This window comes from Polynucleobacter sp. JS-JIR-II-50, from assembly GCF_018687895.1.
GTDB lineage: Bacteria > Pseudomonadota > Gammaproteobacteria > Burkholderiales > Burkholderiaceae > Polynucleobacter.
The window spans coordinates 1,390,090-1,409,664 of record NZ_CP061307.1 but is presented as its reverse complement, the minus strand read 5'-3'; the positions used below and the strand labels follow the sequence as shown (position 1 = coordinate 1,409,664).

Annotated in this window: 25 protein-coding genes; 11 read left to right on the top strand and 14 right to left on the bottom strand. The window is 44.6% G+C overall.

Translation table 11 applies throughout. The features are described from left to right. Window positions 1–24: 24 nt before the first annotated feature. The 4 genes from FD963_RS06965 to FD963_RS06950 are packed head-to-tail and all read right to left on the bottom strand — an operon-like array spanning window position 25 to window position 3,221. The gene (locus FD963_RS06965; RefSeq protein ID WP_371818472.1) at window positions 25–951 is read right to left on the bottom strand and encodes a GNAT family N-acetyltransferase; all 927 of its coding nucleotides are present in this window, start codon (window positions 949–951) and stop codon (window positions 25–27) included. 19 nt (window positions 952–970) lie between these two features. Next, the gene (locus FD963_RS06960; RefSeq protein WP_215361406.1) at window positions 971–1,375 is read right to left on the bottom strand and encodes a diacylglycerol kinase; all 405 of its coding nucleotides are present in this window, start codon (window positions 1,373–1,375) and stop codon (window positions 971–973) included. Between the two features lie 11 nt (window positions 1,376–1,386). After that, window positions 1,387–2,415, bottom strand: a complete 1,029-nt coding sequence (locus FD963_RS06955; RefSeq protein WP_072583842.1) for a glycosyltransferase family 1 protein — start codon at window positions 2,413–2,415, stop codon at window positions 1,387–1,389. Continuing rightward, the gene (locus FD963_RS06950; protein WP_371818471.1) at window positions 2,412–3,221 is read right to left on the bottom strand and encodes a UDP-2,3-diacylglucosamine diphosphatase; all 810 of its coding nucleotides are present in this window, start codon (window positions 3,219–3,221) and stop codon (window positions 2,412–2,414) included. Before FD963_RS06950 ends, FD963_RS06955 begins: the two co-directional genes overlap by 4 nt. Window positions 3,222–3,325: 104 nt before the next feature. Between FD963_RS06950 and FD963_RS06945 the strand changes: the two genes are divergently transcribed. Then, complete coding sequence (locus tag FD963_RS06945; RefSeq protein ID WP_215361404.1) at window positions 3,326–4,120, top strand: 1-acyl-sn-glycerol-3-phosphate acyltransferase; 795 nt, start codon at window positions 3,326–3,328, stop codon at window positions 4,118–4,120. A 46-nt stretch (window positions 4,121–4,166) separates the two neighbouring features. Further along, entirely contained in the window at window positions 4,167–5,072 is a 906-nt protein-coding gene (gene ppk2, locus FD963_RS06940) for a polyphosphate kinase 2 (RefSeq protein WP_215361402.1), read from the top strand. A gap of 4 nt (window positions 5,073–5,076) precedes the next feature. Here ppk2 (FD963_RS06940) and ppk2 (FD963_RS06935) read toward each other — a convergent pair whose 3' ends face one another. Both ppk2 (FD963_RS06935) and FD963_RS06930 read right to left on the bottom strand, forming a co-directional pair. Further along, window positions 5,077–5,850 (bottom strand): polyphosphate kinase 2, encoded by a 774-nt coding sequence (gene ppk2, locus FD963_RS06935; RefSeq protein ID WP_215361400.1) that lies wholly within the window; start codon window positions 5,848–5,850, stop codon window positions 5,077–5,079. Continuing rightward, entirely contained in the window at window positions 5,850–6,125 is a 276-nt protein-coding gene (locus FD963_RS06930) for a serine/threonine protein kinase (RefSeq protein WP_215361399.1), read from the bottom strand. The genes ppk2 (FD963_RS06935) and FD963_RS06930 overlap by 1 nt, the downstream gene beginning before the upstream one ends. Before the next feature lie 160 nt (window positions 6,126–6,285). On the opposite strand from FD963_RS06930, the gene FD963_RS06925 reads away from it, so the two are divergent. Genes FD963_RS06925 through arsB form a run of 3 tightly spaced genes read left to right on the top strand, consistent with a single transcriptional unit; the run spans window position 6,286 to window position 8,131 of the window. After that, entirely contained in the window at window positions 6,286–6,615 is a 330-nt protein-coding gene (locus FD963_RS06925) for a helix-turn-helix transcriptional regulator (protein WP_215361398.1), read from the top strand. Further along, the gene (locus tag FD963_RS06920) at window positions 6,612–7,091 is read left to right on the top strand and encodes an arsenate reductase ArsC (RefSeq protein ID WP_215361395.1); all 480 of its coding nucleotides are present in this window, start codon (window positions 6,612–6,614) and stop codon (window positions 7,089–7,091) included. The genes FD963_RS06925 and FD963_RS06920 overlap by 4 nt, the downstream gene beginning before the upstream one ends. Next, window positions 7,088–8,131, top strand: a complete 1,044-nt coding sequence (gene arsB / locus FD963_RS06915; RefSeq protein ID WP_215361393.1) for an ACR3 family arsenite efflux transporter — start codon at window positions 7,088–7,090, stop codon at window positions 8,129–8,131. Before FD963_RS06920 ends, arsB begins: the two co-directional genes overlap by 4 nt. 367 nt (window positions 8,132–8,498) lie before the next feature. Here the strand turns inward: arsB and FD963_RS06910 are convergent, their stop codons facing one another. Beyond that, entirely contained in the window at window positions 8,499–9,377 is an 879-nt protein-coding gene (locus FD963_RS06910) for a hypothetical protein (protein ID WP_215361392.1), read from the bottom strand. Window positions 9,378–9,594: 217 nt separating this feature from the next. Between FD963_RS06910 and FD963_RS06905 the strand changes: the two genes are divergently transcribed. Next, the gene (locus tag FD963_RS06905; protein WP_215363922.1) at window positions 9,595–9,810 is read left to right on the top strand and encodes a YdcH family protein; all 216 of its coding nucleotides are present in this window, start codon (window positions 9,595–9,597) and stop codon (window positions 9,808–9,810) included. Window positions 9,811–9,847: 37 nt separating this feature from the next. On the opposite strand, the gene FD963_RS06900 is transcribed toward FD963_RS06905, so the two are convergent. Further along, window positions 9,848–10,192 carry a zinc ribbon domain-containing protein YjdM gene (locus FD963_RS06900; RefSeq protein ID WP_215361390.1) on the bottom strand — a complete coding sequence of 115 codons (345 nt, stop codon included), beginning with the start codon at window positions 10,190–10,192 and terminating at the stop codon, window positions 9,848–9,850. Window positions 10,193–10,258: 66 nt separating this feature from the next. Here FD963_RS06900 and FD963_RS06895 point away from each other — a divergent pair, with 66 nt between their 5' ends. Beyond that, window positions 10,259–12,058, top strand: coding sequence for an AsmA family protein (locus tag FD963_RS06895; RefSeq protein ID WP_215361389.1), 1,800 nt, complete (start codon window positions 10,259–10,261; stop codon window positions 12,056–12,058). Between the two features lie 25 nt (window positions 12,059–12,083). On the opposite strand, the gene FD963_RS06890 is transcribed toward FD963_RS06895, so the two are convergent. The 3 genes from FD963_RS06890 to FD963_RS06880 are packed head-to-tail and all read right to left on the bottom strand — an operon-like array spanning window position 12,084 to window position 12,924. Further along, window positions 12,084–12,431, bottom strand: a complete 348-nt coding sequence (locus FD963_RS06890) for a phage holin family protein (protein ID WP_072583858.1) — start codon at window positions 12,429–12,431, stop codon at window positions 12,084–12,086. A gap of 60 nt (window positions 12,432–12,491) precedes the next feature. Then, window positions 12,492–12,692 (bottom strand): SlyX family protein, encoded by a 201-nt coding sequence (locus FD963_RS06885; protein WP_215361387.1) that lies wholly within the window; start codon window positions 12,690–12,692, stop codon window positions 12,492–12,494. A gap of 10 nt (window positions 12,693–12,702) precedes the next feature. Beyond that, window positions 12,703–12,924 (bottom strand): hypothetical protein, encoded by a 222-nt coding sequence (locus FD963_RS06880; protein WP_215361384.1) that lies wholly within the window; start codon window positions 12,922–12,924, stop codon window positions 12,703–12,705. A 33-nt stretch (window positions 12,925–12,957) separates the two neighbouring features. Between FD963_RS06880 and FD963_RS06875 the strand changes: the two genes are divergently transcribed. Then, window positions 12,958–13,956: an LLM class flavin-dependent oxidoreductase gene (locus tag FD963_RS06875; protein WP_215361383.1), complete on the top strand. Its 999-nt coding sequence runs from the start codon at window positions 12,958–12,960 to the stop codon at window positions 13,954–13,956. Here the strand turns inward: FD963_RS06875 and FD963_RS06870 are convergent. Both FD963_RS06870 and FD963_RS06865 read right to left on the bottom strand, forming a co-directional pair. Continuing rightward, window positions 13,951–14,367: a putative toxin-antitoxin system toxin component, PIN family gene (locus FD963_RS06870; RefSeq protein ID WP_215361382.1), complete on the bottom strand. Its 417-nt coding sequence runs from the start codon at window positions 14,365–14,367 to the stop codon at window positions 13,951–13,953. The two genes, FD963_RS06875 and FD963_RS06870, sit on opposite strands and share 6 nt — an antisense overlap. Before the next feature lie 9 nt (window positions 14,368–14,376). Beyond that, complete coding sequence (locus FD963_RS06865; RefSeq protein WP_215361381.1) at window positions 14,377–14,922, bottom strand: YaeQ family protein; 546 nt, start codon at window positions 14,920–14,922, stop codon at window positions 14,377–14,379. 121 nt (window positions 14,923–15,043) lie between these two features. On the opposite strand from FD963_RS06865, the gene FD963_RS06860 reads away from it, so the two are divergent. The 3 genes from FD963_RS06860 to FD963_RS06850 all read left to right on the top strand — a co-directional run bounded on the left by FD963_RS06860 (window position 15,044) and on the right by FD963_RS06850 (window position 18,896). Continuing rightward, the gene (locus tag FD963_RS06860; RefSeq protein WP_215361380.1) at window positions 15,044–16,657 is read left to right on the top strand and encodes an NAD(P)/FAD-dependent oxidoreductase; all 1,614 of its coding nucleotides are present in this window, start codon (window positions 15,044–15,046) and stop codon (window positions 16,655–16,657) included. Between the two features lie 18 nt (window positions 16,658–16,675). Further along, a complete protein-coding gene (hemN, locus tag FD963_RS06855; protein WP_215361379.1) occupies window positions 16,676–18,091 on the top strand; it encodes an oxygen-independent coproporphyrinogen III oxidase in 1,416 nt (471 codons plus the stop codon). A 169-nt stretch (window positions 18,092–18,260) separates the two neighbouring features. After that, window positions 18,261–18,896 (top strand): OmpW family protein, encoded by a 636-nt coding sequence (locus FD963_RS06850; RefSeq protein WP_215361378.1) that lies wholly within the window; start codon window positions 18,261–18,263, stop codon window positions 18,894–18,896. 63 nt (window positions 18,897–18,959) lie between these two features. On the opposite strand, the gene FD963_RS06845 is transcribed toward FD963_RS06850, so the two are convergent. After that, the gene (locus FD963_RS06845; RefSeq protein WP_215361377.1) at window positions 18,960–19,556 is read right to left on the bottom strand and encodes an ATP-binding protein; all 597 of its coding nucleotides are present in this window, start codon (window positions 19,554–19,556) and stop codon (window positions 18,960–18,962) included. Window positions 19,557–19,575: the final 19 nt, after the last annotated feature.

The following is a 19,575-nucleotide window of genomic DNA, read 5'->3' as shown; positions in this document are numbered from 1 at the left end:
TTTTGTTTTAGGGCTGATCCTAGACTATTGCAAACCTAGAAAATGCTTTGCGTAACGAGGGTTGATTTCTGAAAGGCGGAGCATCGTCAATAAGTCAGCTGTATTGAAGTCTGGATCCCAGGCTGGGGAGCTGCAAATTTTTGCCCCCAGTTTTAGGTAGCCCTTGATTAATGGTGGGGGCTGCACATCTAAACCGCCATTTAATTTATCCAAAGGTAAAGGCAAGCGCGGGAAAGCATGAAACTCTGTTGGAGCCATTTGATCATTTCCTAGGGAGTTATAGAGACTCGCTGCAAAGTGGCCGCCATCTGCCATTGGAATACTGGCACAGCCAAGCATGATTTCGTAACCGTTCTTTTGCATGTACTGAGCTAAGCCACTCCATAGCGCCATGATGACTGCTCCTGAGCGATAGTCTTGGTGTACACAGGATCTGCCAAGCTCAACCAATTTAGGGCGCAGGTGATCAATACGGGATAAATCAAACTCGGAATCAGAATAGAGGCGACCAATTTCTTGTGCCTTATGTGGGGGCAATACGCGATAGGTACCAACTACTTTCAGGCTATCTTGATCACGAATCAATAAATGATCGCAATAGGAATCGAATTCATCAACATCTAAGCCTTCAGCGTTCTTAGGGAGGTTGGCACCCATTTCTTCGGCGAATACTTTATAGCGCAATCTTTGTGCTTCTTTAATCTCGCTCGGTGTGCTTGCCCAAACAATTTGAAAGGCAGGCTTTTTAGGTTTATCAATCTGAACCGCAGGAACAGGTGTTACTTCTCTGAGCTCAGCCCTGGTCTTTGTCACAAACTTCTTGCCAAATAGCTTTTTAGCTAATTTTTTAGAGAGCTTTTTAAGCGGGTTTGGCTTATTTCTTTTTAATGCTTTGACTTTCTTAGGGGTAAAAATCTCAAATGAACCAATTGGATTAGGGATATCAGACATGGCTGGCCTTAGTAGGTAATTAAAGTTTCAGGAGTAAGGGGATGCAAACTGCAGCCCAGAGTAGAGTTGCGACAAATAGCGCAAGCATGACGGCGGCACTACCAAAATCTTTTGCCCTTTTGGAGAGATCATGATGTTCGAAGGAGATTCGATCGATCGCTGCTTCCACGCTGGAGTTCAATAGTTCAATAACCAGCACCATCATCAAAGAGGAAACTAGTAATGATTTCTCTAGCAGTGTGATCGGCAACAAGAGGGCAACTGGTATTAGCAATGCAAATAAAGTCAGCTCTTGTCTAAAGGCACTCTCTTCCTTAAATGCATAAACCAAACCACACCAAGAGTTCTTGGCCGCATGCCATGCTCTGGCAAGGCCTCGATTACCCTTATGGGGGTTCTGATCTATGTGATATGGGGAGTTCAAGATGGGTCTTCTTAGGCTAGAGCCGTTACATGAACTTCTGTTGTTGGGACAGGCTTAAGGTGATTGGCAAATTGCTCTGAAGCCGCTCTCCAGGAGAATTTCTCTGCATGTGCGCGTGCTACTTCGCGAGGAATCTTGAGGGCCTGCATGCAAGCCTCACGCAAGTCTTCGTTCATGGCGCCAGAATTAGAATTTCCCAGTACATCAATCGGACCGGTTACTGGATAGGCTGCTACTGGTGTTCCGCAAGCCATTGCTTCCAGTAACACTAAACCAAAGGTATCGGTCTTGCTAGGAAATACAAAGACATCTGCTGCTGCATACACTTTTGCTAACTCATGCTGCTGAAGCACTCCCAGATAGTTCACTTCTGGATATTTTTCTTTGATTCCAGCCATCGCTGGACCGTCTCCTACCACCCACTTTGAACCTGGTAAATCAATTTCTAAAAAAGCGTTGATGTTTTTCTCAACAGCAACTCTGCCAACGTATAAAAAGATGGGATGCGCGGTATTTAAGGCTTTGGAATCTTGCATCTTAAAGATATCCAGATCAACACCTCTTGACCACAACACCACGTTATTTAGACCATAAGCTTCCAGATCATCCTTTACGACAATCGTTGGCGCCATGACAGCCATTGACGGTTTATGAAACCAGCGAATAAATGCATAGGTAATTGCTAGAGGAATGCCGGTACGGGCTTTGACATATTCCGGGAAGCGAGTGTGATAAGCAGTAGAAAAAGGCAGGCGATTTTTAACTGCGTAGGCGCGAGCAGATAAACCTAGAGGACCTTCTGTTGCAATATGCATTGCATCCGGTGCAAATTCTTTAATGCGACGAGCTACTTCTTTGCCCGGGAAGAGTGAGAGGGCGATATCAGGATAGGTTGGGCAGGGAATCGATTTAAAGCCATTGGGAGTAATCATCTCTACTTGATGCCCCATGGCAGTTAATTCAGCGCGGGTTTGTTTCAGGGTGCGGACAACACCATTTACTTGTGGATCCCATGCATCTGTAATGATCATAATTTTCATAGCGCAGCCTCTTTGATGAGTGATTCGATAGCAGGTTGAAGAGTGATTTGAGGTGACTCAACTGGCTCACCCTTGATCTGTGTCCAGTGAATAATTTGGAGTTCGCCTGTTTGTGTTTCAACTAAGGCAGTAAGGCTCTCGACCCAATCACCATCGTTGCAATACAGCAAGCCATCGATCTCGCGAATTTCTGCTTTGTGAATATGTCCACAAACTACGCCATCACAGCCTCTTAAGCGGGCCTCTCTGGCCATGATGTGTTCAAAGTCTGCGATATAGCAGACTGCATTCTTTACTTGGTGTTTAAGGTATTGCGATAGCGACCAATATTGCAGCCCCATCTTGGCGCGCATCATATTGAAATAACGATTTACGTAAAGAATGAGCGAATAGAGGTTGTCACCAACGTATGCAAGCCACTTGGCGTATTGCATGACTCCATCAAACTGATCGCCATGGGTTATCCATAGCTTTCTACCATCTGCGGTTGTGTGAATGACTTCTTCAACTATCTTGACATCACCAAAAGACATTCCAAAGAACTGTCTGGCGCTTTCATCATGGTTTCCGGGAACATAGATGACTTCGGTGCCCTTGCGCGCTTTACGTAAGAGCTTTTGAACAACGTCGTTATGTGATTGAGGCCAGTAGAAAGACTTCTTCAATCTCCAGCCGTCAATAATGTCGCCAACTAAGTAGAATTTATCTGCTTCGTTGTGCTTAAGGAAATCGAGAAGGTAGTCTGCCTGACACCCTGATGTTCCTAGGTGTACGTCTGAAATCCAGATGGCTTTGTAATGCATCATGAAACAGTATTAAGCCTACTGAGTATGAAACCAGCATGACAGTTCTAAGACAGTTTTATGACGATGCAATTATTTTTAGTAATTGATTTATATTCTTAACCCATATGAGTCAGAATCAGCCTCCGAAACATTCCCCTGTGCAATTTGGTACAACTGCATGGTCGTGGGTTCTGGTGTGGTGTCATGTGATTGCTGGATTGGCGACTCTGTCTTTTCAGTTTCCATTTGCCACTCAGGAAGCTAAAAATAGGCATATTCAGAAGTGGTCAAGAAGACTGCTAGCTATTTTTGGTATTGAATTAAGACTCAGGAATCCAGAAATTCTTCCTGCCACACCCTATCTACTGGCATCAAACCATATCTCTTGGATGGATATCCACGCTATCAATGCTTTTAAACCTATTCGCTTTGTAGCAAAGTCCGATGTAGAGGGTTGGCCTATATTTGGATGGATGGCCAAGCAATTGGGTACGGTATTTATCAAGCGTGATAGTGCTCGTCATGGAAAGCATGTTGCTAACGAAGTGAGTGATGTACTTAAAGCTCAGTCTGTTTGCATTTTTCCAGAGGGCACCTCCACAATAGGTAAGGGCGTCCTACCATTCAAGCCTAATTTATTTGAATCTGCTGTTATTGCTCAGGTGCCGGTCTATTCCCTTGCAATTGCCTATAGATCCTTTTCATCTGGTGAGAGAAGCGAAGTGCCGGCATTTGTGGGTGAGATGGGTTTACTGGAATCCATGGCTAAGATCTTGAAGGATCGGAAACTGATCGTGGAGCTTACCTTTTTGTCACCTTCGGGAGCTAGTCCTGAGGCTTCCAGAGACCGAAAATGGCTGGCATTGCATAGTCAAGAGGCGATTTCTAATCAATTAAAGGGCAATCAGCCTTCTATGTAACAAAAGTGTCATTTTCCCCCGCTATAAGTATTATTAGGGAAACAATATGACATCAAAACATAACGAAATGGCCGAGTGGTATCGCCGTGCACAAGAAGAGATTCTGGACAGCATGGATGAAGAGCTTGAAATGGAGCTCGATGATGATCGCCTTTCTCCTGATGGTGACAGTCACTCACAAATTCCACGTAATGTTTACTTCAGAGAACTCTTTAGACTCCAGGGAGAGTTAGTAAAGCTTCAAGACTGGGTGGTAGAGAACAAGCTTAAGGTGGCAGTCCTATTTGAAGGTCGAGATTCTGCTGGTAAGGGTGGGGCGATTAAGCGCATTACCCAGCGATTAAATCCCCGGGTTTGTAAAGTAGTTGCTTTGCCCGCACCTAATGAACGCGAAAAGACGCAGTGGTACTTTCAACGATATATTTCCCAGTTACCTGCTGGCGGCGAGATCGTTCTATTTGATAGAAGCTGGTACAACCGCGCTGGCGTTGAAAAGGTGATGGGTTTCTGTACTGATGAAGAGTATGAAGAATTTTTAAGAACAGTTCCTGATCTTGAGCGCATGATGATTAGTTCAGGCGTTATCTTGATTAAGTATTGGTTCTCCATTTCTGATGACGAGCAGTACAACCGCTTCATGATGCGTATTCACGATCCATTAAAGCAGTGGAAGTTAAGTCCAATGGATTTAGAGGCAAGAAGGTTGTGGGAGGCCTATACCAAGGCCAAGGAGACCATGCTTGAACGTACGCATATTCCTGAGGCGCCTTGGTGGGTAGTTGCCGCCAATGACAAGAAAAAAGCACGTCTAAATTGCATTACGCATTTATTGGACCAAATCCCGTATAAAGAGATTGATCATCCAGTGATTACCTTGCCAAAACGCGTTCATAACCCGGATTACCTACGAGGGCCAGTACCGCCTGAAATGTATGTTCCCGAGGTTTTTTAAGGACTTATTTTTCGAGCTTAGATAGTTTGCCGTCCCATTTGAAGACGACATCCTTATCAGCCTTCAGCAAGCCTTTATCTTTTCCTGGGTATGAAACTCGAGATAGAAGATCCTGAATCATATTAAGATGAGCAACTTTTTTATCGTTCGCCTTCACAACGATCCAGGGCGCATCTTTAGAGCTGGTTTTTTCTAGCATGTCATTTCTGCACTTGCTATAGGCATCCCAGTTTTTCTGCGCTTGCTGATCAATCGGGCTAATCTTCCATTGCTTGAGTGGATCTTTAGCTCTATCTGCAAGACGAACAGCCTGTTCCTTTTTAGAGATATCTAAATAGTATTTGAGAATCGTTATGCCAGAGCTGGTCAGAATAGACTCAAGTTCATTTACGGTTCCCATGAAGTTGGCGTACTGTTCCTTCGTACAGAAATTCATGACCACCTCAACGCCGGCACGGTTGTACCAGCTGCGGTTGAAGAGAACAAACTCACCTTTTTTGGGTAGTTCGGCTACGTATCTCTGAAAGTACCATTCCGCAGATTCGGTATCGGATGGTTTTCCGAGGGCAACCACGCGAGTTTCCCTGGGGCTTAAGTGTTGGGTGATCACTTTAATAGTGCCATCCTTGCCTGCTGTATCACGACCTTCAAGAATGACCAGTATTTGATCGCCTTTGCTGATCAGACTATTTTGCAGTTTGACCAACTCAATCTGCAATGAGCGAAGCTGATCGTCGTAACTAGATTGCTCTAGCTTATCTTTGCCTTTTTGACCCATTAGCTTGCTTCATTTGTGGTGGCGGGCTTTGGAGCGGCAGCTTTTTTAGCGGGTGCTTTCTTTGTGGGTGCCTTCTTAGCGGCAGCTTTCTTTGCAGGCGCCTTCTTAACAGGAGCCTTTTTCGCCGCAGCCTTCTTGGCTGGAGTTTTTTTGGCGGCTACTTTTTTATCCAGCTTATCCAATGCTTTTCCAAGCTTGTCGATGAGCTTTTCTCTGTCTGACTCTAATTTATCGAGCTTTTTTAATAGCTGCTTAACTAATTTCTTTTGGCTCATGCTGATTCCTGGGTTGATTGTGAATTCGTTGTATTGGCGTATCTTCAATCAATCCTACGTTTAATTTTCTCTATTTTCAAGCAAATATGACACATATATGTCAGTTATGTGACATTGATTGTCACTATTATGAAATATATATTTCGATACAATTGGAAATATGAAAAATACTGATGCCATCAAAGCATTCCTGGCTCTGGGTCAAGAGACCCGCTTGAATATTTTTCGCTTGATAGTTCAGCGTGGTGACACCGGATTAACGCCTAGCGAGATGATTGAAAAACTAGGAGTTGCTAATGCCACACTGAGTTTTCACTTGAAAGAACTGGTAAGCGCTGATTTATTGTCAGTAGAGCGTCAAAGTCGCAATCTCATCTATCGACCCAATGTAGGCTTGGTGCAAGAGTTAAGCGGATTCTTGCTTGAGAACTGCTGTGGTGGCAAATCATGCGCTCCAGTATTAATCTTGAAAAAGGCGAAGGCTAAATGAAGCAATTCAATATTCTCTTTTTATGTACCCATAATTCTGCTCGGTCCGTTTTAGGGGAGGCTCTTGCCTCAACTCACGCTAGCGGAAAGTTTGTAGGTTATTCAGCAGGATCTACTCCGGGCAGTTCAGTAAATCCCTTTGCACGTGAGCTGGCTTTGCAGATGGGTTACGACCAATCTAAGTTACGCTCCAAATCATGGGATGAGTTTAGTTTGCCAGAAGCTCCAAAGATGGATTTCATCATCACCGTTTGTGACAATGCTGCTGGTGAGGTATGCCCATTCTGGCCCGGTAAACCGGCTACCGCCCACTGGGGCTTCCCGGATCCATCACAAGTGCCTGGCACGGATGACGACAAACGCCGCGCATTTAAAGAAGTCATGATTGGCTTAAAAAAACGCATTGATCTTTTGGCGGATATGCCTTTAGATCGACTCAATTCACTCAGTCTTCAAGAAATTCACGCCAAATCATGAGTACAGTTACCAGCAAACTTTCCTTTTTAGATCGATACCTCACAGTTTGGATTTTTACTGCCATGGCTGCGGGCATTGGCTTGGGATATTTTGTTCCTGGCGTAGAGGGGTTCATTAATTCATTTCAATCTGGCACTACCAATATCCCAATAGCCGTTGGATTGATATTGATGATGTATCCACCATTTGCCAAGGTGAAGTACGAAGACTTGCCGGATGTCTTCAGAGACAAGCATATCTTTGGTTTGGCATTCTTGCTCAACTGGATTGTGGCACCTACCTTGATGTTCTTCTTGGCCATCCTCTTTGTTCCCAATCAGCCAGAATATATGGCCGGCTTAATACTCATTGGGATAGCGCCTTGTATTGCAATGGTGATTGTGTGGAACGATATTGCCAAAGGCTCTACAGAGTATGCGGCTGGCTTAGTGGCATTTAATGCGGTATTTCAGGTGTTGTTTTTTAGTGTTTATGCCTATTTCTTCTTAACAGTTCTGCCGCCATATTTTGGCTTTGCAGGCTCTGTTGTCAGCATCACGATTGGCGAGATCGCCAAGACAGTTGCTATCTATCTAGGGGTTCCTTGCGTGGCTGGCTTCCTGACTAGATACATTGCACTCAAATTTGTGTCGAGAGAGTCATATCAAAATACTTTCGTTCCCAGAATAGGCAAGCTCACCTTGGTGGCGCTACTCTTTACGATTGTCGTCATGTTTAGCCTGAAGGGAAAGTTGATCCTTCAGCTGCCAATGGATGTCGTCACCATTGCGATTCCGTTGCTGGTCTTCTTTGTTGTGATGTTCTTGTTGACGTTCTTTATCACCATCAAAATGGGCATAGAGTACAAGCGTTGCTGCACTTTATCGTTTACAGCATCTAGCAACAACTTCGAGTTAGCTATTGCAGTAGCTATTGCGGTATTTGGAATTAACTCTGGAGCAGCCTTTGCAGCAGTGATTGGACCCTTGGTGGAAGTGCCTATTATGGTTGGTCTTGTCTCGGTTGCTCTCATACTTAAAGAGAAGTTCTTTCGGGCTTAATGCAGTAAATTCCCGGTTTTTATAAGTTGGGATAAGATAGAATTCATTCATCTTCTATCTGTTGGGCAGCATTCAAAATGTTAAGTCGCTATTTATTTCTACTAATATGTTTGCTATTAGCAGCCTGCTCCACACCAGTCAGTCAGTTTGGTGTGTACAAGCAATCAGATGGCACGGTTGGGGTTCATGCGCCTAAGGACGCAAAAGAAAATGAAGCGCAGGAGGTTGCGTTGGAGGAGTGCAAAAAACTAGGAAAGAGAACTGCGACGATCCTAGAAAGCAGAAAAACGGTCAATGACCGTTTTCCCTTAACTTATATCTACCTTTGCAGATAGTGGCGACTAGTTCATTCGCCATTGATTGATGCTTAGCTAAGCAACCATTTCTTAATCGACTTGTTGACGCACATCGCATCTAAAGCAAGACCAAAGAACTCAGAACCATTGGTAACCATGCTTTCGATTGCTTCCACCTTGCCAGACTTGATGCCACGCAAATAGGTTGCAGCACGGTAACGCAAGAAGTGCTCAGTTTCACCACTTTCATTCTCGGTTGGGCAGATCTCTAGGCTGCCATAGCGAGTTTCTGGGTTAATGTTGAGAACAGCTAGGCTCAAAGCTCCAACCAATTTCTCGGGCACTGGGATAGGCACATAGGAGTAGAGGGAGATCATCATTTCCTCTTCATCTACTTCAATGATGTGATCAATATCCAGTACATCTTTTTCGGTTAATTCAGTCTCGCCAGAATCACCACCACCAAATGTAGACTCAAACTGCAACATAGCAGTATTGCTTCCCTTGGAGATCTCGATCATGTCAGGGTAGCCAAGCAAACCTTTCCACCAATACATCAGCGAGAAAGTGCAGGGCTTTACTTCAACCAATCCCTTGTTAGTAGACTTGGCAAAGTACAGACCGTAAAACTCATCATCTTGCTCAAGACCATATTGGTCTACTTTAGGTGATTTAGATGAAGCAGGTTTTGCAGTCTTCTTGGCAACTTTCTTCGCTGCTGGCTTTTTGGCCGCAGGTTTCTTTGCCGCTAATTTTTTAACTGCTACTTTTTTGGCAGCAGGCTTCTTTGCAGCCACTTTCTTGGCCGCTGGTTTTTTCACTACCTTTTTGACTGTCTTTTTGCTTGCTACTTTCTTAGTGGCAACTTTCTTGACAGCTTTTTTAACAGGGGCTTTTTTTACCACCTTGGTAGCTACTTTCTTTTTTGCTGGAGACTTCTTTGTAGCCATGGTTTATTACCCTTCTTTCGGTAGTTATTATGCTTGATGCACTATCTGATATTACTGCAAATTCCCTCGGGAATGCGCCTTTCCTATATGGGGTTTTTCCTGCAGATTACAAGGGTTGGGGTGAAATAAATAGATGGACGTAGCCATTGTTCTTGCAATGCAGGGTTGCTACACTAAAAGCGTGAAGTTTTGTGTAACCCAAATATCAAGAGGATCTATGTTTCCTGAATATCGTGAACTCATTACTAAGTTGAAAACGTCTGATCGTCATTTCTCACATTTATTTGATAAGCACAATAATTTAGATCAAAAGATCCAAAGAATGGAGTCCCATTCAGAGCCGAGTACTCCAGAGGAAATCGAGATCTTGAAAAAGGAAAAACTCCTTTTAAAAGATCAGATTTATGCAGTCTTAAAGAAGGCAAGCACCTAAACTTTCGTGGAATGGAAAAGCCTAGATTCCGATAGCACTAGGCTTTTTTCAGGAAGCATGCTTTGAGTAGCATATTGCCCGCTTCTGTTTTGCAGTCAACCTCATGATCGCCTGATACCAGGCGAATCCCTTTAATCTTGGTGCCAACCTTCAGGGTAGTGGATGAGCCTTTGACCTTGAGGTCTTTGATGAGGGTGACTGTATCGCCATCTGCTAGAAGATTGCCATTGGCATCTTTCACAATGAGCCCAGCCTCAGCCTCTTCTGCAACAGCAGCAATAGGCCATTCATGGCCACACTGGGCACAAACGTAATTTTCCCCGTCGGGGTAGGTCATATCTTCCTGGCAGGCAGGACACTTCGGTAGATTATCTGTGCTCATTGCTTCATTTTAATCTAGGGGTGATGAGTCTTGGCCCCGATCTAGCACTCGATTTAGAATGGGTAGGTGAATAAAACCTTGAAAATTTCTCTGATTGCCCTGATGGGCTGTCTTGCCATAATGGGTTTGGGCGCATGGTACGCGTCGTCTTTTGTTAATCCTGCCCAGGTAACTAAGCTCCTGAGTTCTTCGGTCAAAGAGGCTACTGGGCGTGAGTTGAAAATTACCGGGCCAGTCAGCCTGAGTCTTTTCCCATCAATTAGCGTAAAAGCCGAACAGGTATCGTTGAGCAATGCTTCATGGGCAAGCAATCCTGATATGTTTATATTCAAGCACATTGAATTAGACATTAGGATACTCCCACTGCTAAAAGGTAGTGTTGAAATCAGCAGAATTGGCATAAGGGGTTTAGAGGCAAACTTGCAAACCAATAAAGCCGGGGAGGGTAATTGGGATCTCACTCCGCCTACGCTAGTTACCAGTGGTACGGCTATACAGTCTGCGCCCGGCGACTCTTCTAGTAACGCACTTGTCTCCATTAATACTGTTGATGTCGTAGATGCGCATATCAATTATCAGGACGGAGAAAAAGCAACCAGTTCGATTGGTATTCCTAAGCTTTCTTTAGATGGTGGCGATGGTAAGTCTACGTTGCTGGTGGATGTTCAGCATGCTAACTACACCTTAAATCTAAAAGGTAAAACAACTTCACTGCGTAATGCTTACTTCGCTTGGAATCAGTCGCCAGTCAAAATGGATCTCGATTTGGTCCTGAACTTAAACGGTAAGTCGCTTGCGATTACGGGCGAGATTGATAAAAAGCCAGATCTTTTACCAAAATTTAATATCAATCTCAATTCAAAGTCCTTTGATTTGGCGCCCTTATCGGGTTCTGTTGCTGCTGCTGGATCAGCTGGAAAAACTTCCCAAGCATCTACACATAAGGCCCAAGGTAAGTATTTATTCTCCGATGACGCACTGCCTTTTGACCTTTTACCTTTAGCTGATGGCCTTATTCATATCAATATTGCTGAGCTTGGGATTCCCCATCAGGCGCCGTTTACTAACTTCAAAACGACACTCCAATTTCAGAAAGATAGGATTGATGCAAGCGATGTCAGCTTTAATATAGGCAAGGGAAGTGCCCAAGCGCAACTTTTCATTACTCAGTTCACCAGCCCTGCGCCTAAGATTTCTGTGAAGGGTATTGCTAAGGACTTTACTTTAGAGCAAATTATTGCCGTCACCGATTCAAGTGCTAAGGTTTCTGGGGGCGATACAAAAGTGGCCTGGAACTTACAGGGAAGCGGTGTGAGTCCGCATCAAATGGCTAGTCGAGCCAATGGGGCTATTCAGCTTTCTGTGGGGCAAAGTAAATTAGATTCGAAGTTCATCAATAAAGGCGGGGACTTTGTCATCACTGTAATAGATGAAATCAATCCGATGTATAAGAAATCCAATCAAACTATTTTGAATTGTGCTATTGCCTACTTGCCCATCAATAGCGGGATGGTAAATATTCAGAATTCAGTTGGAATTGAGACGGATCGTCTCGATATCACCTTGGCAGGCTCAATCAATCTTGCCAACGAGGCTCTCAATATTAGTATTAATCCAAGAGAAAAATCAGGCCTTACAACGGGCTTGGATCTGGCCGGACTTGTAAAGATTGAGGGAACATTACAAAACCCGAAAGCTGGGGTGAATAAGGCGGGGGTAGTGAACAGCGCCGTCTCTATTGGATTGGGCTTCTTAACCGGCGGCATTAGTATCGCCGCAGAGAATGCTAAATCATTGGCGACCAAGTCGCAGCCATGTAAAACAGCGCTGCACTCTTGGTCTGATATCTATCCTGCAAGTAAGTAAGAGAAACTAAGCCTAAGAAAATTTCTTAGAAAACTAAGCCACTCACAAAAAGGCTAAATAGAGAAATAAAGATGCTGGCAAAAAATGCCGTCCAAAAGCTGGAGATCGTAAAGCCACTTACCACTGCAGAAACCAGCATCAATACCAAGGCATTAATCACGAGCAAGAAGAGACCCATGGTTACTACCGTTAATGGTAGCGTGAAAAGAACGAGCAAAGGCTTAACGATGGCATTGGCAAATCCCAACAGAAGGGCGGCAATTAATAATGAGCCACCATCCGCAAAGCGCAAGCCACTAAAAATATAACTGGCGACCCAAAGGGATAAAGAAGTCAAGCCCCACTGGACTAGAAATAGAGTTAAGTTGCTCATGGATGATTCCTTTGCTGGTGTTGTAAGGGGTTTATGCCTAATGGCTATATTAGCAGTTGATTAATAGTGTGGGGGGATTTCATCTTGAGGGCTTGCGCCGCCGCCTCCGCTACCACTGGCTTGTTCTTTAATTGCCTTTAATTCGCGATACAGAAATTCGATTTGCTGTTGTTGCTTATAGACGGTCTCATTGAGCTTCTCAATGAGGTCTTCTGTGAAGCTCAATTTGATTTCTAGGTTGGTGATGCGTTCTTCTGACATAACTGACTTTCTATTCTGAGATAAGCTCAAAGCGCCCATCTTCCATTTCTATTTTGGGTCTAATCCAAAAATCATGAGATTGCATGGATTCGTAAACGTAGGCTGGCTCGAGGTTTGCCTCAACGTTAGCCAAGAGGATCACTTTATAAAATCCACCAGTTTTAATATGCCGCAATTTGCTGCCTGGCTTAAAGAGGCCATCGTCGGGATCGGCCATTTTGGGTTTACTCATGTCAACAATGCACTTTCTCGGTATGATCTAGCGATGGCAAATTCCATCCCATACTCCATTCTAGATATATCTCCCATTCCCCAGGGTTTTACTGCTGCCGATGCACTTCGCAACTCCTTGGATGTAGCAAGGCATGCCGAAAAATGGGGCTATACCCGCTATTGGGTGGCTGAGCATCACAATATGACGGGCAATGCGAGTTCTGCGACGGCAGTCCTAATTGGCTATATTGCTGCTGGCACCTCTTGTATCCGGGTGGGCTCTGGTGGAGTCATGTTGCCAAATCATGCTCCCTTGGTGATTGCTGAGCAATTTGGCACCCTAGAATCTTTATACCCGGGAAGAATTGAGCTTGGTTTGGGTCGCGCACCTGGAACCGATCAAATGACTGCGAGGGCATTGCGCAGGGATTTATTGGGTAGCGACGATCGTTTTCCTCAAGATGTCCGTGAGTTGCAACATTATTTTGGTCCACTACAAGAAGGGCAATCTGTAAAAGCGATACCAGGAATGGGCACCAATGTCCCCATCTGGATTTTAGGTTCTAGTTTGTATGGTGCTCAGTTAGCTGCTCACTTTGGCTTACCTTATGCCTTCGCTTCTCACTTTGCGCCAGAGCAACTCTTGGAGGCAATGAAGATTTATCGTGAGCTCTTTAAGCCATCAGATCAGCAAGCTAAACCTTATTCAGCATTTGTGATGAATGTAGTTGCTGCGGATACCGATGAAGAAGCTCAACATCTATTTACTACCCTGCAACAAAATGTTGTCAGAATGCGGCGCAATACTCGCGGACAATTACCATCCCCAATTGCTGACATAAATGAATTTTGTGAGCCTCATGAACGAGCAGCTGCAGATCATACCTTGCAGGTTTCAGTAGTGGGTTCGCTAGAGACGGTAAAGAAGGGGATGCGACGTTGGTTGGATCTTACTGGTGCAAACGAAATCATCTTGACTGGACAAATTTTTGATCATCAGGCTCGTCTCAGATCTTTTGAGATTGCCGCGCAGGCTGCGCAAAGCCTATAAGATCGCTGCGTTGTAATCTGCGGTAATGAATACTTGTTCTTTTGCAGCCTGATTCGCAAATCGCAGTACTGCATTGTCTTTGCTGAATAAGATGCATGGCTTTGCAGTGTAAGCAAGATCTAAAAAGACTTGGTCATCCGGATCTTGGCATATCCAAGGCGCGTTGACTAAGTTTTTATCATCCCTCAGCCTCGCTAAACCCTGCCATTGCAGGCGGGTTCGCTCTATTTGAACTTCATCGAGTGCAAATAGGGGGCGAGCAATCACATCGGCAAATTCTTCTAGAGTATTTGGGGTTGCCAGAGCATCTATTTCGCCTTCGATCAGCGCTTGCTTTAAATGAAGCGCTCTAAAGTCGTTGAAGACAAAAAGATCTAGTAAGACGTTGGTATCGAAAACTACTACCTTCATTTTTAATGCCTATTGATTATTTCGCCAAATCTCTGGGGTAATAGTGACCTGCCCTTTATCCGAGGAAACGTAAGCTTCACCATCTTGAACATTGACATGGATCACCATACTGCGCTCAACCAACTTGTTCAGCTCTTCCGCTTGTTCTGCTGGAATGGAGATTACTTGTAAATTGCGAGCACGATTCAGTTTATTGACAATACCATCCCACCAGATTTTGCTGGTATGTCCGCCATAGCAATAGACGATCACTTGATCAGAACGACCACAGGCTTTCAGAATACGACGCTCGTCTGGTTGGCCGATTTCAATCCATAATTTGATTGCGTCGGTAAGATCTTTAATCCAAAGATCGGGTTCGTCGGTATCGCTCAAGCCCTTTGTAAATACTAAGTCCTCATTTGCCTGCAGAGCAAAGGCGATAATGCGGATCATCATCCGCTGCTCGGTCTCAGAAGGGTGCTTAGCAATAGTTAAAGAGTGGCTGCCATAGTAGTGGCGGTCAGAATCTGCGACATGAAGGTCGGCTTTGTGGATAGTTGCGCGTAGAGCCATGACGTATTATCGCCTTTATGAACCAACTCCTGGCCTGAGCTAGCTTATAACCAGTATTATTTGGCTTGGGACTCCTGATGAGCCTCGAAATGCCTCAAATTACTGTGTACCGTAAAAACCCATGATCCGTATTACTGAATTACGTCTCCCAATTGACCATGCTCCAGAAGCTTTGGAAAAGGCGATTTTGAAGCGTCTCAATTTAGACACTAAAGACTTAATTCGATTTGAGGTCTTTAAGCGTAGCTACGATGCTCGAAAAAACGTTGCGCTGTCTTTTATCTACACTGTTGACTTATCTGCAAAGCATGAAGACGTTCTTCTGAAGCAATTTTCTGGAGATATTCATGTAAGACCATCTCCTGATACGAGCTACCACTTTGTAGCAAAAGCCCCTGAAACTATAGATTCTGGAAAAGCACTGCGCCCAGTAGTCATTGGATTTGGCCCATGCGGTATTTTTGCCGCTCTAGTTTTGGCGCAAATGGGTTTTAAGCCAATCGTCCTTGAGCGGGGCAAAAAAGTTCGTGAGCGCACTCAAGATACTTGGGGCTTATGGCGTAAGAATGTTTTAAATCCAGAATCCAATGTGCAATTTGGAGAGGGTGGGGCTGGTACGTTTTCAGATGGTAAGTTGTACAGCCAGATCAAAGATCCTAAGTTTTATGGACGCAAGGTTATTCATGAGTTTGTGAAAGCTGGCGCTCCCGCAGAAATTACCTATGTAGCTAAGCCGCATATTGGCACTTTCCGTCTAGTTGGTGTGGTGGAGAAGATGCGTCAAGAAATTATTGACTTAGGTGGTGAGATTCGGTTCTTACAAAAGGTGATTGGCTTTGATATTGAGAATGAGCAAATTACCGGGGTCAAGATTGAAGGGCAGGAAGATTTACCTGCCAACCATGTCATCTTGGCTTTGGGGCACAGTGCGCGGGATACCTTTGAAGCCTTGCATCATGCCGGCGTCTTCATGGAATCTAAACCTTTTTCTGTCGGCTTTCGGATTGAGCACCCCCAATCACTGATCGATAAGGCGCGTCTGGGACCTCATGCGGGTAATGAGTTAATTGGTGCTGCGGATTACAAATTAGTCCACCATGCCAAAAATGGGCGCTCAGTCTATAGCTTCTGCATGTGTCCAGGTGGCACAGTAGTTGCCGCTACCTCCGAACCTAATCGAGTGGTTACTAATGGTATGAGTCAGTATTCTCGCAATGAGCGAAATGCCAATGCAGGCATTGTTGTTGGTATTACCCCAGATGATTACCCTGGTGGTCCATTAGCAGGCATTGAGTTTCAGCGCGCTATAGAATCAAAGGCTTTTGAATTAGGCGGCAGAACTTATGAAGCACCAGGCCAACTGATTGGCGACTTTTTAGAAGGCAAGCCTTCAACTCAGTTCGGTAGCGTCATGCCGTCATATAAGCCCGGCGTTCATTTAACGGATCTGGCGGAAAGCTTGCCCGCTTATGCCATTGAGGCCATTCGTGAAGCAATCCCTGCTTTTGAAAAGCAAATTAAAGGCTTTTCTATGAAAGATGCTGTTTTAACTGGCGTGGAGACCCGCACTTCCTCACCTTTACGAATTACTCGAGGCACAAACTATCAAAGTCTAAATATCAAAGGTCTTTACCCAGCAGGTGAGGGCGCAGGATATGCCGGTGGAATCTTGTCTGCAGGTGTTGATGGGATTAAAGTAGCAGAAGCAGTCGCGCTAGACTATCTGTCAAAGTAAATATCACATAAGAACCTCATGAACTCTGCAGTAACTCATTCATCGACCGAAGAAAAAGAAGTTCTTTTTCATCCGGAGTTATTGAAGAGGTTTGATATTAATGGACCACGCTATACCTCTTATCCAAGCGCCGATCGTTTTCGGAGTGACTTTTCTGAGGCTGATTATCTTAGAGCATTGGAACGGGTAGCTAAAGCAAACGAGCCGCTATCCTTATATTTCCATTTACCATTTTGTCCTAATATTTGTTATTACTGTGGCTGCAACAAGATCATCACGAAGGATCATGGACGTAGCGCTAAATACATCAAGTATCTCGCTAAAGAAATGGCCATGGTTACTAAAGCCATGGGCTCTCAGAAAAAGATTCCGGTAACGCAATTGCATTGGGGTGGTGGTACCCCCACTTTTCTATCGCATGAAGAGATGACTGAGTTGATGCAGCACACTCGCGAGCATTTTGAGCTGCTGCCTGGTGGTGAGTATTCGATTGAGATTGATCCGCGCCGTGTTGCAGAGGAGGATATTGCGCTCTTGGCTGATCTGGGCTTTAACCGCATTAGCTTGGGTGTGCAGGATTTCAACTTGGCAGTTCAAGAGGCTGTTCATCGCGTACAAACGATTGAAGAGACTCAGGCAGTCATGGATTGGTCTAGGAAGTATGGATTCAAATCCAGAAGCGTTGACTTGATCTATGGTCTGCCTAAGCAAACGCCAGAGACTTTCAAGGAAACAGTCGATGCAGTATTGGCAATGAATCCGGATCGTCTTTCTGTTTATAACTACGCACACTTGCCGCATATCTTTAAGCCGCAGCGCCGTATTGCTGAGACTGATTTGCCGCCAGCGGCAGATAAGTTGGATATTCTCTCTAATACTATTACGCGTTTAGGTGAGGCTGGCTATATCTTTATTGGCATGGATCATTTTGCTAAGCCTGACGATGAATTGGCTATCGCCCAAAAGGAAGGTAAGCTTCATCGCAATTTTCAGGGTTACTCCACCCAGGCAGAATGCGATCTTCTAGCATTCGGAATTTCCTCCATCGGAAAAGTGGATGATTGCTACTCGCAAAACGTGCGTACATTAGACGAATACTATGAAGCCCTCGATAACAGTCATCTACCAGTGCTGCGTGGTTTGCAGCTCGATAAAGACGATCTTTTACGCCGTGAACTCATCGGTGAGTTGATGTGCCAATTTGCCTTAGATACCAAAGCGTTCGCTATATCGCATCACATTGACTTCCTGAGCTACTTTAAGACTGAGATAGAAGAGTTAAAGAATTTAGAGGAAGCCGGGCTTCTCAATTGGAAAGGCGAAAGTATTTTAGTTCCTCCAAAGGGTCGTCTCCTGGCTAGACGAGTGGCCATGACTTTTGATCGTCACCTCCGGGAATCTCAGGCAAAAGGCACTTATTCAAAGGTTCTGTAAGGGTAAGTCAGAGGTAATTTGATCTAGATCAAATAAGCCCAAAAACTCTGTTGCTTTTTAACCAATAAAAAATCTCTAGCCTCAGTCAATTTGATTTACATCAAATTGCACCCCCTTCATCAATTCGAAAATGATTTCATCGAAATTGATAACAAAAAGGGAAACCATCATGCGTATTAAGTCACTCGTAGCAGCAATGGCTGCAGTAGCATCCTTAGCCCCAATCGCGGCTCAGGCGCAAGCACAAGAGAATCCTTGGATGGTGCGTGTACGCGCGGTGGATCTGCTTTGGCAAAATGGACAGTCTGGCTTGGTTCAAGCCGCAAACGTAAAAGCTAAAAATCAAGTTATTCCTGAGTTTGATGTTTCTTACTTTTTCACAAAAAATATTGCAGCTGAATTGGTATTGACATGGCCGCAACAGGTGAATATTACTTATGGCCCAGGTAATGCCAACGCCGGTAAGATTTCAGCTTTGCCGCCATCGCTTTTAGCCCAGTACCACTTTACTGATTTAGGTGCTTTTAAACCTTATGTTGGCGCTGGTATCAATTACACCATCTTTGGAAATCGTCAAAATTTCCCTGCGCTTGGAAATCAGGTACAAGTTGATCAGTCAAGCTTTGGTTTTGTTGGTCAAGTTGGCATGGATTACATGTTGGATAAAAATTGGGGTTTAAACGTTGACGTGAAATATGCAACTATGAGTACCAATGTAACTGGTAGCGGAGCGCTTGCCGGTGCATCTGGCAAGTTGACATTAAATCCTTGGATGCCGGCTGTTGGCGTAACTTACAAGTTCTAAGAATTCAGTTCTTAGGTCTTGAGATAGAGCTCCTTTGGGGGCTCTACTTTTTTTGTCTCCAATTTACCGAGATAAGTCATCAATGAGTTTTTCAAACGCCTCTTCATTAAATGCGAAATTATTAAACCGATGCAATGTAGTGTGGTCTGGAGGCTCTATTCTCCGCTTAGCATATTGATCCCAGTGAGCAAGCTTCCATTCGTCTCTTGGGTCAGCTCGTTTCTCCATCCGCTTTTTGGCTTCAGACTCCTCTAGGTCAATCCAAGCAACCTGAATAGAGGTCTGTGGGGGCACCCCCAGTTTCCGCGCGTCAAACATTTTGCCGCTCTGTATCTCCTTCGAGAATGGGCCTATTAAAATGACATTCACTCCCAAAAGCAAATTCTCCCTGGCTATGTCAATCAGACCTTGATACTCCCAATCACGCAGGTTCTCAAGGTAGAAGGGGCTGTCACGGTCATTGGGGTTCTGGGTAGTGAGCTCCATAACATGGGCACTGAAGGCGCCATATACAGTGTCTTTATCTAAAAAGAAAAAATCTTCTCCAGTTTTCTCAATAATCAGAGGCAGAGCCTTTTCGGCTAAAGTCGACTTTCCAGTGCCGGCATGTCCCGCAAAGAGGATCAGGCGGGGCGCAGAGGGGGTTAATTTACAGACCATAAGTAGCTAGTCTCGCAGA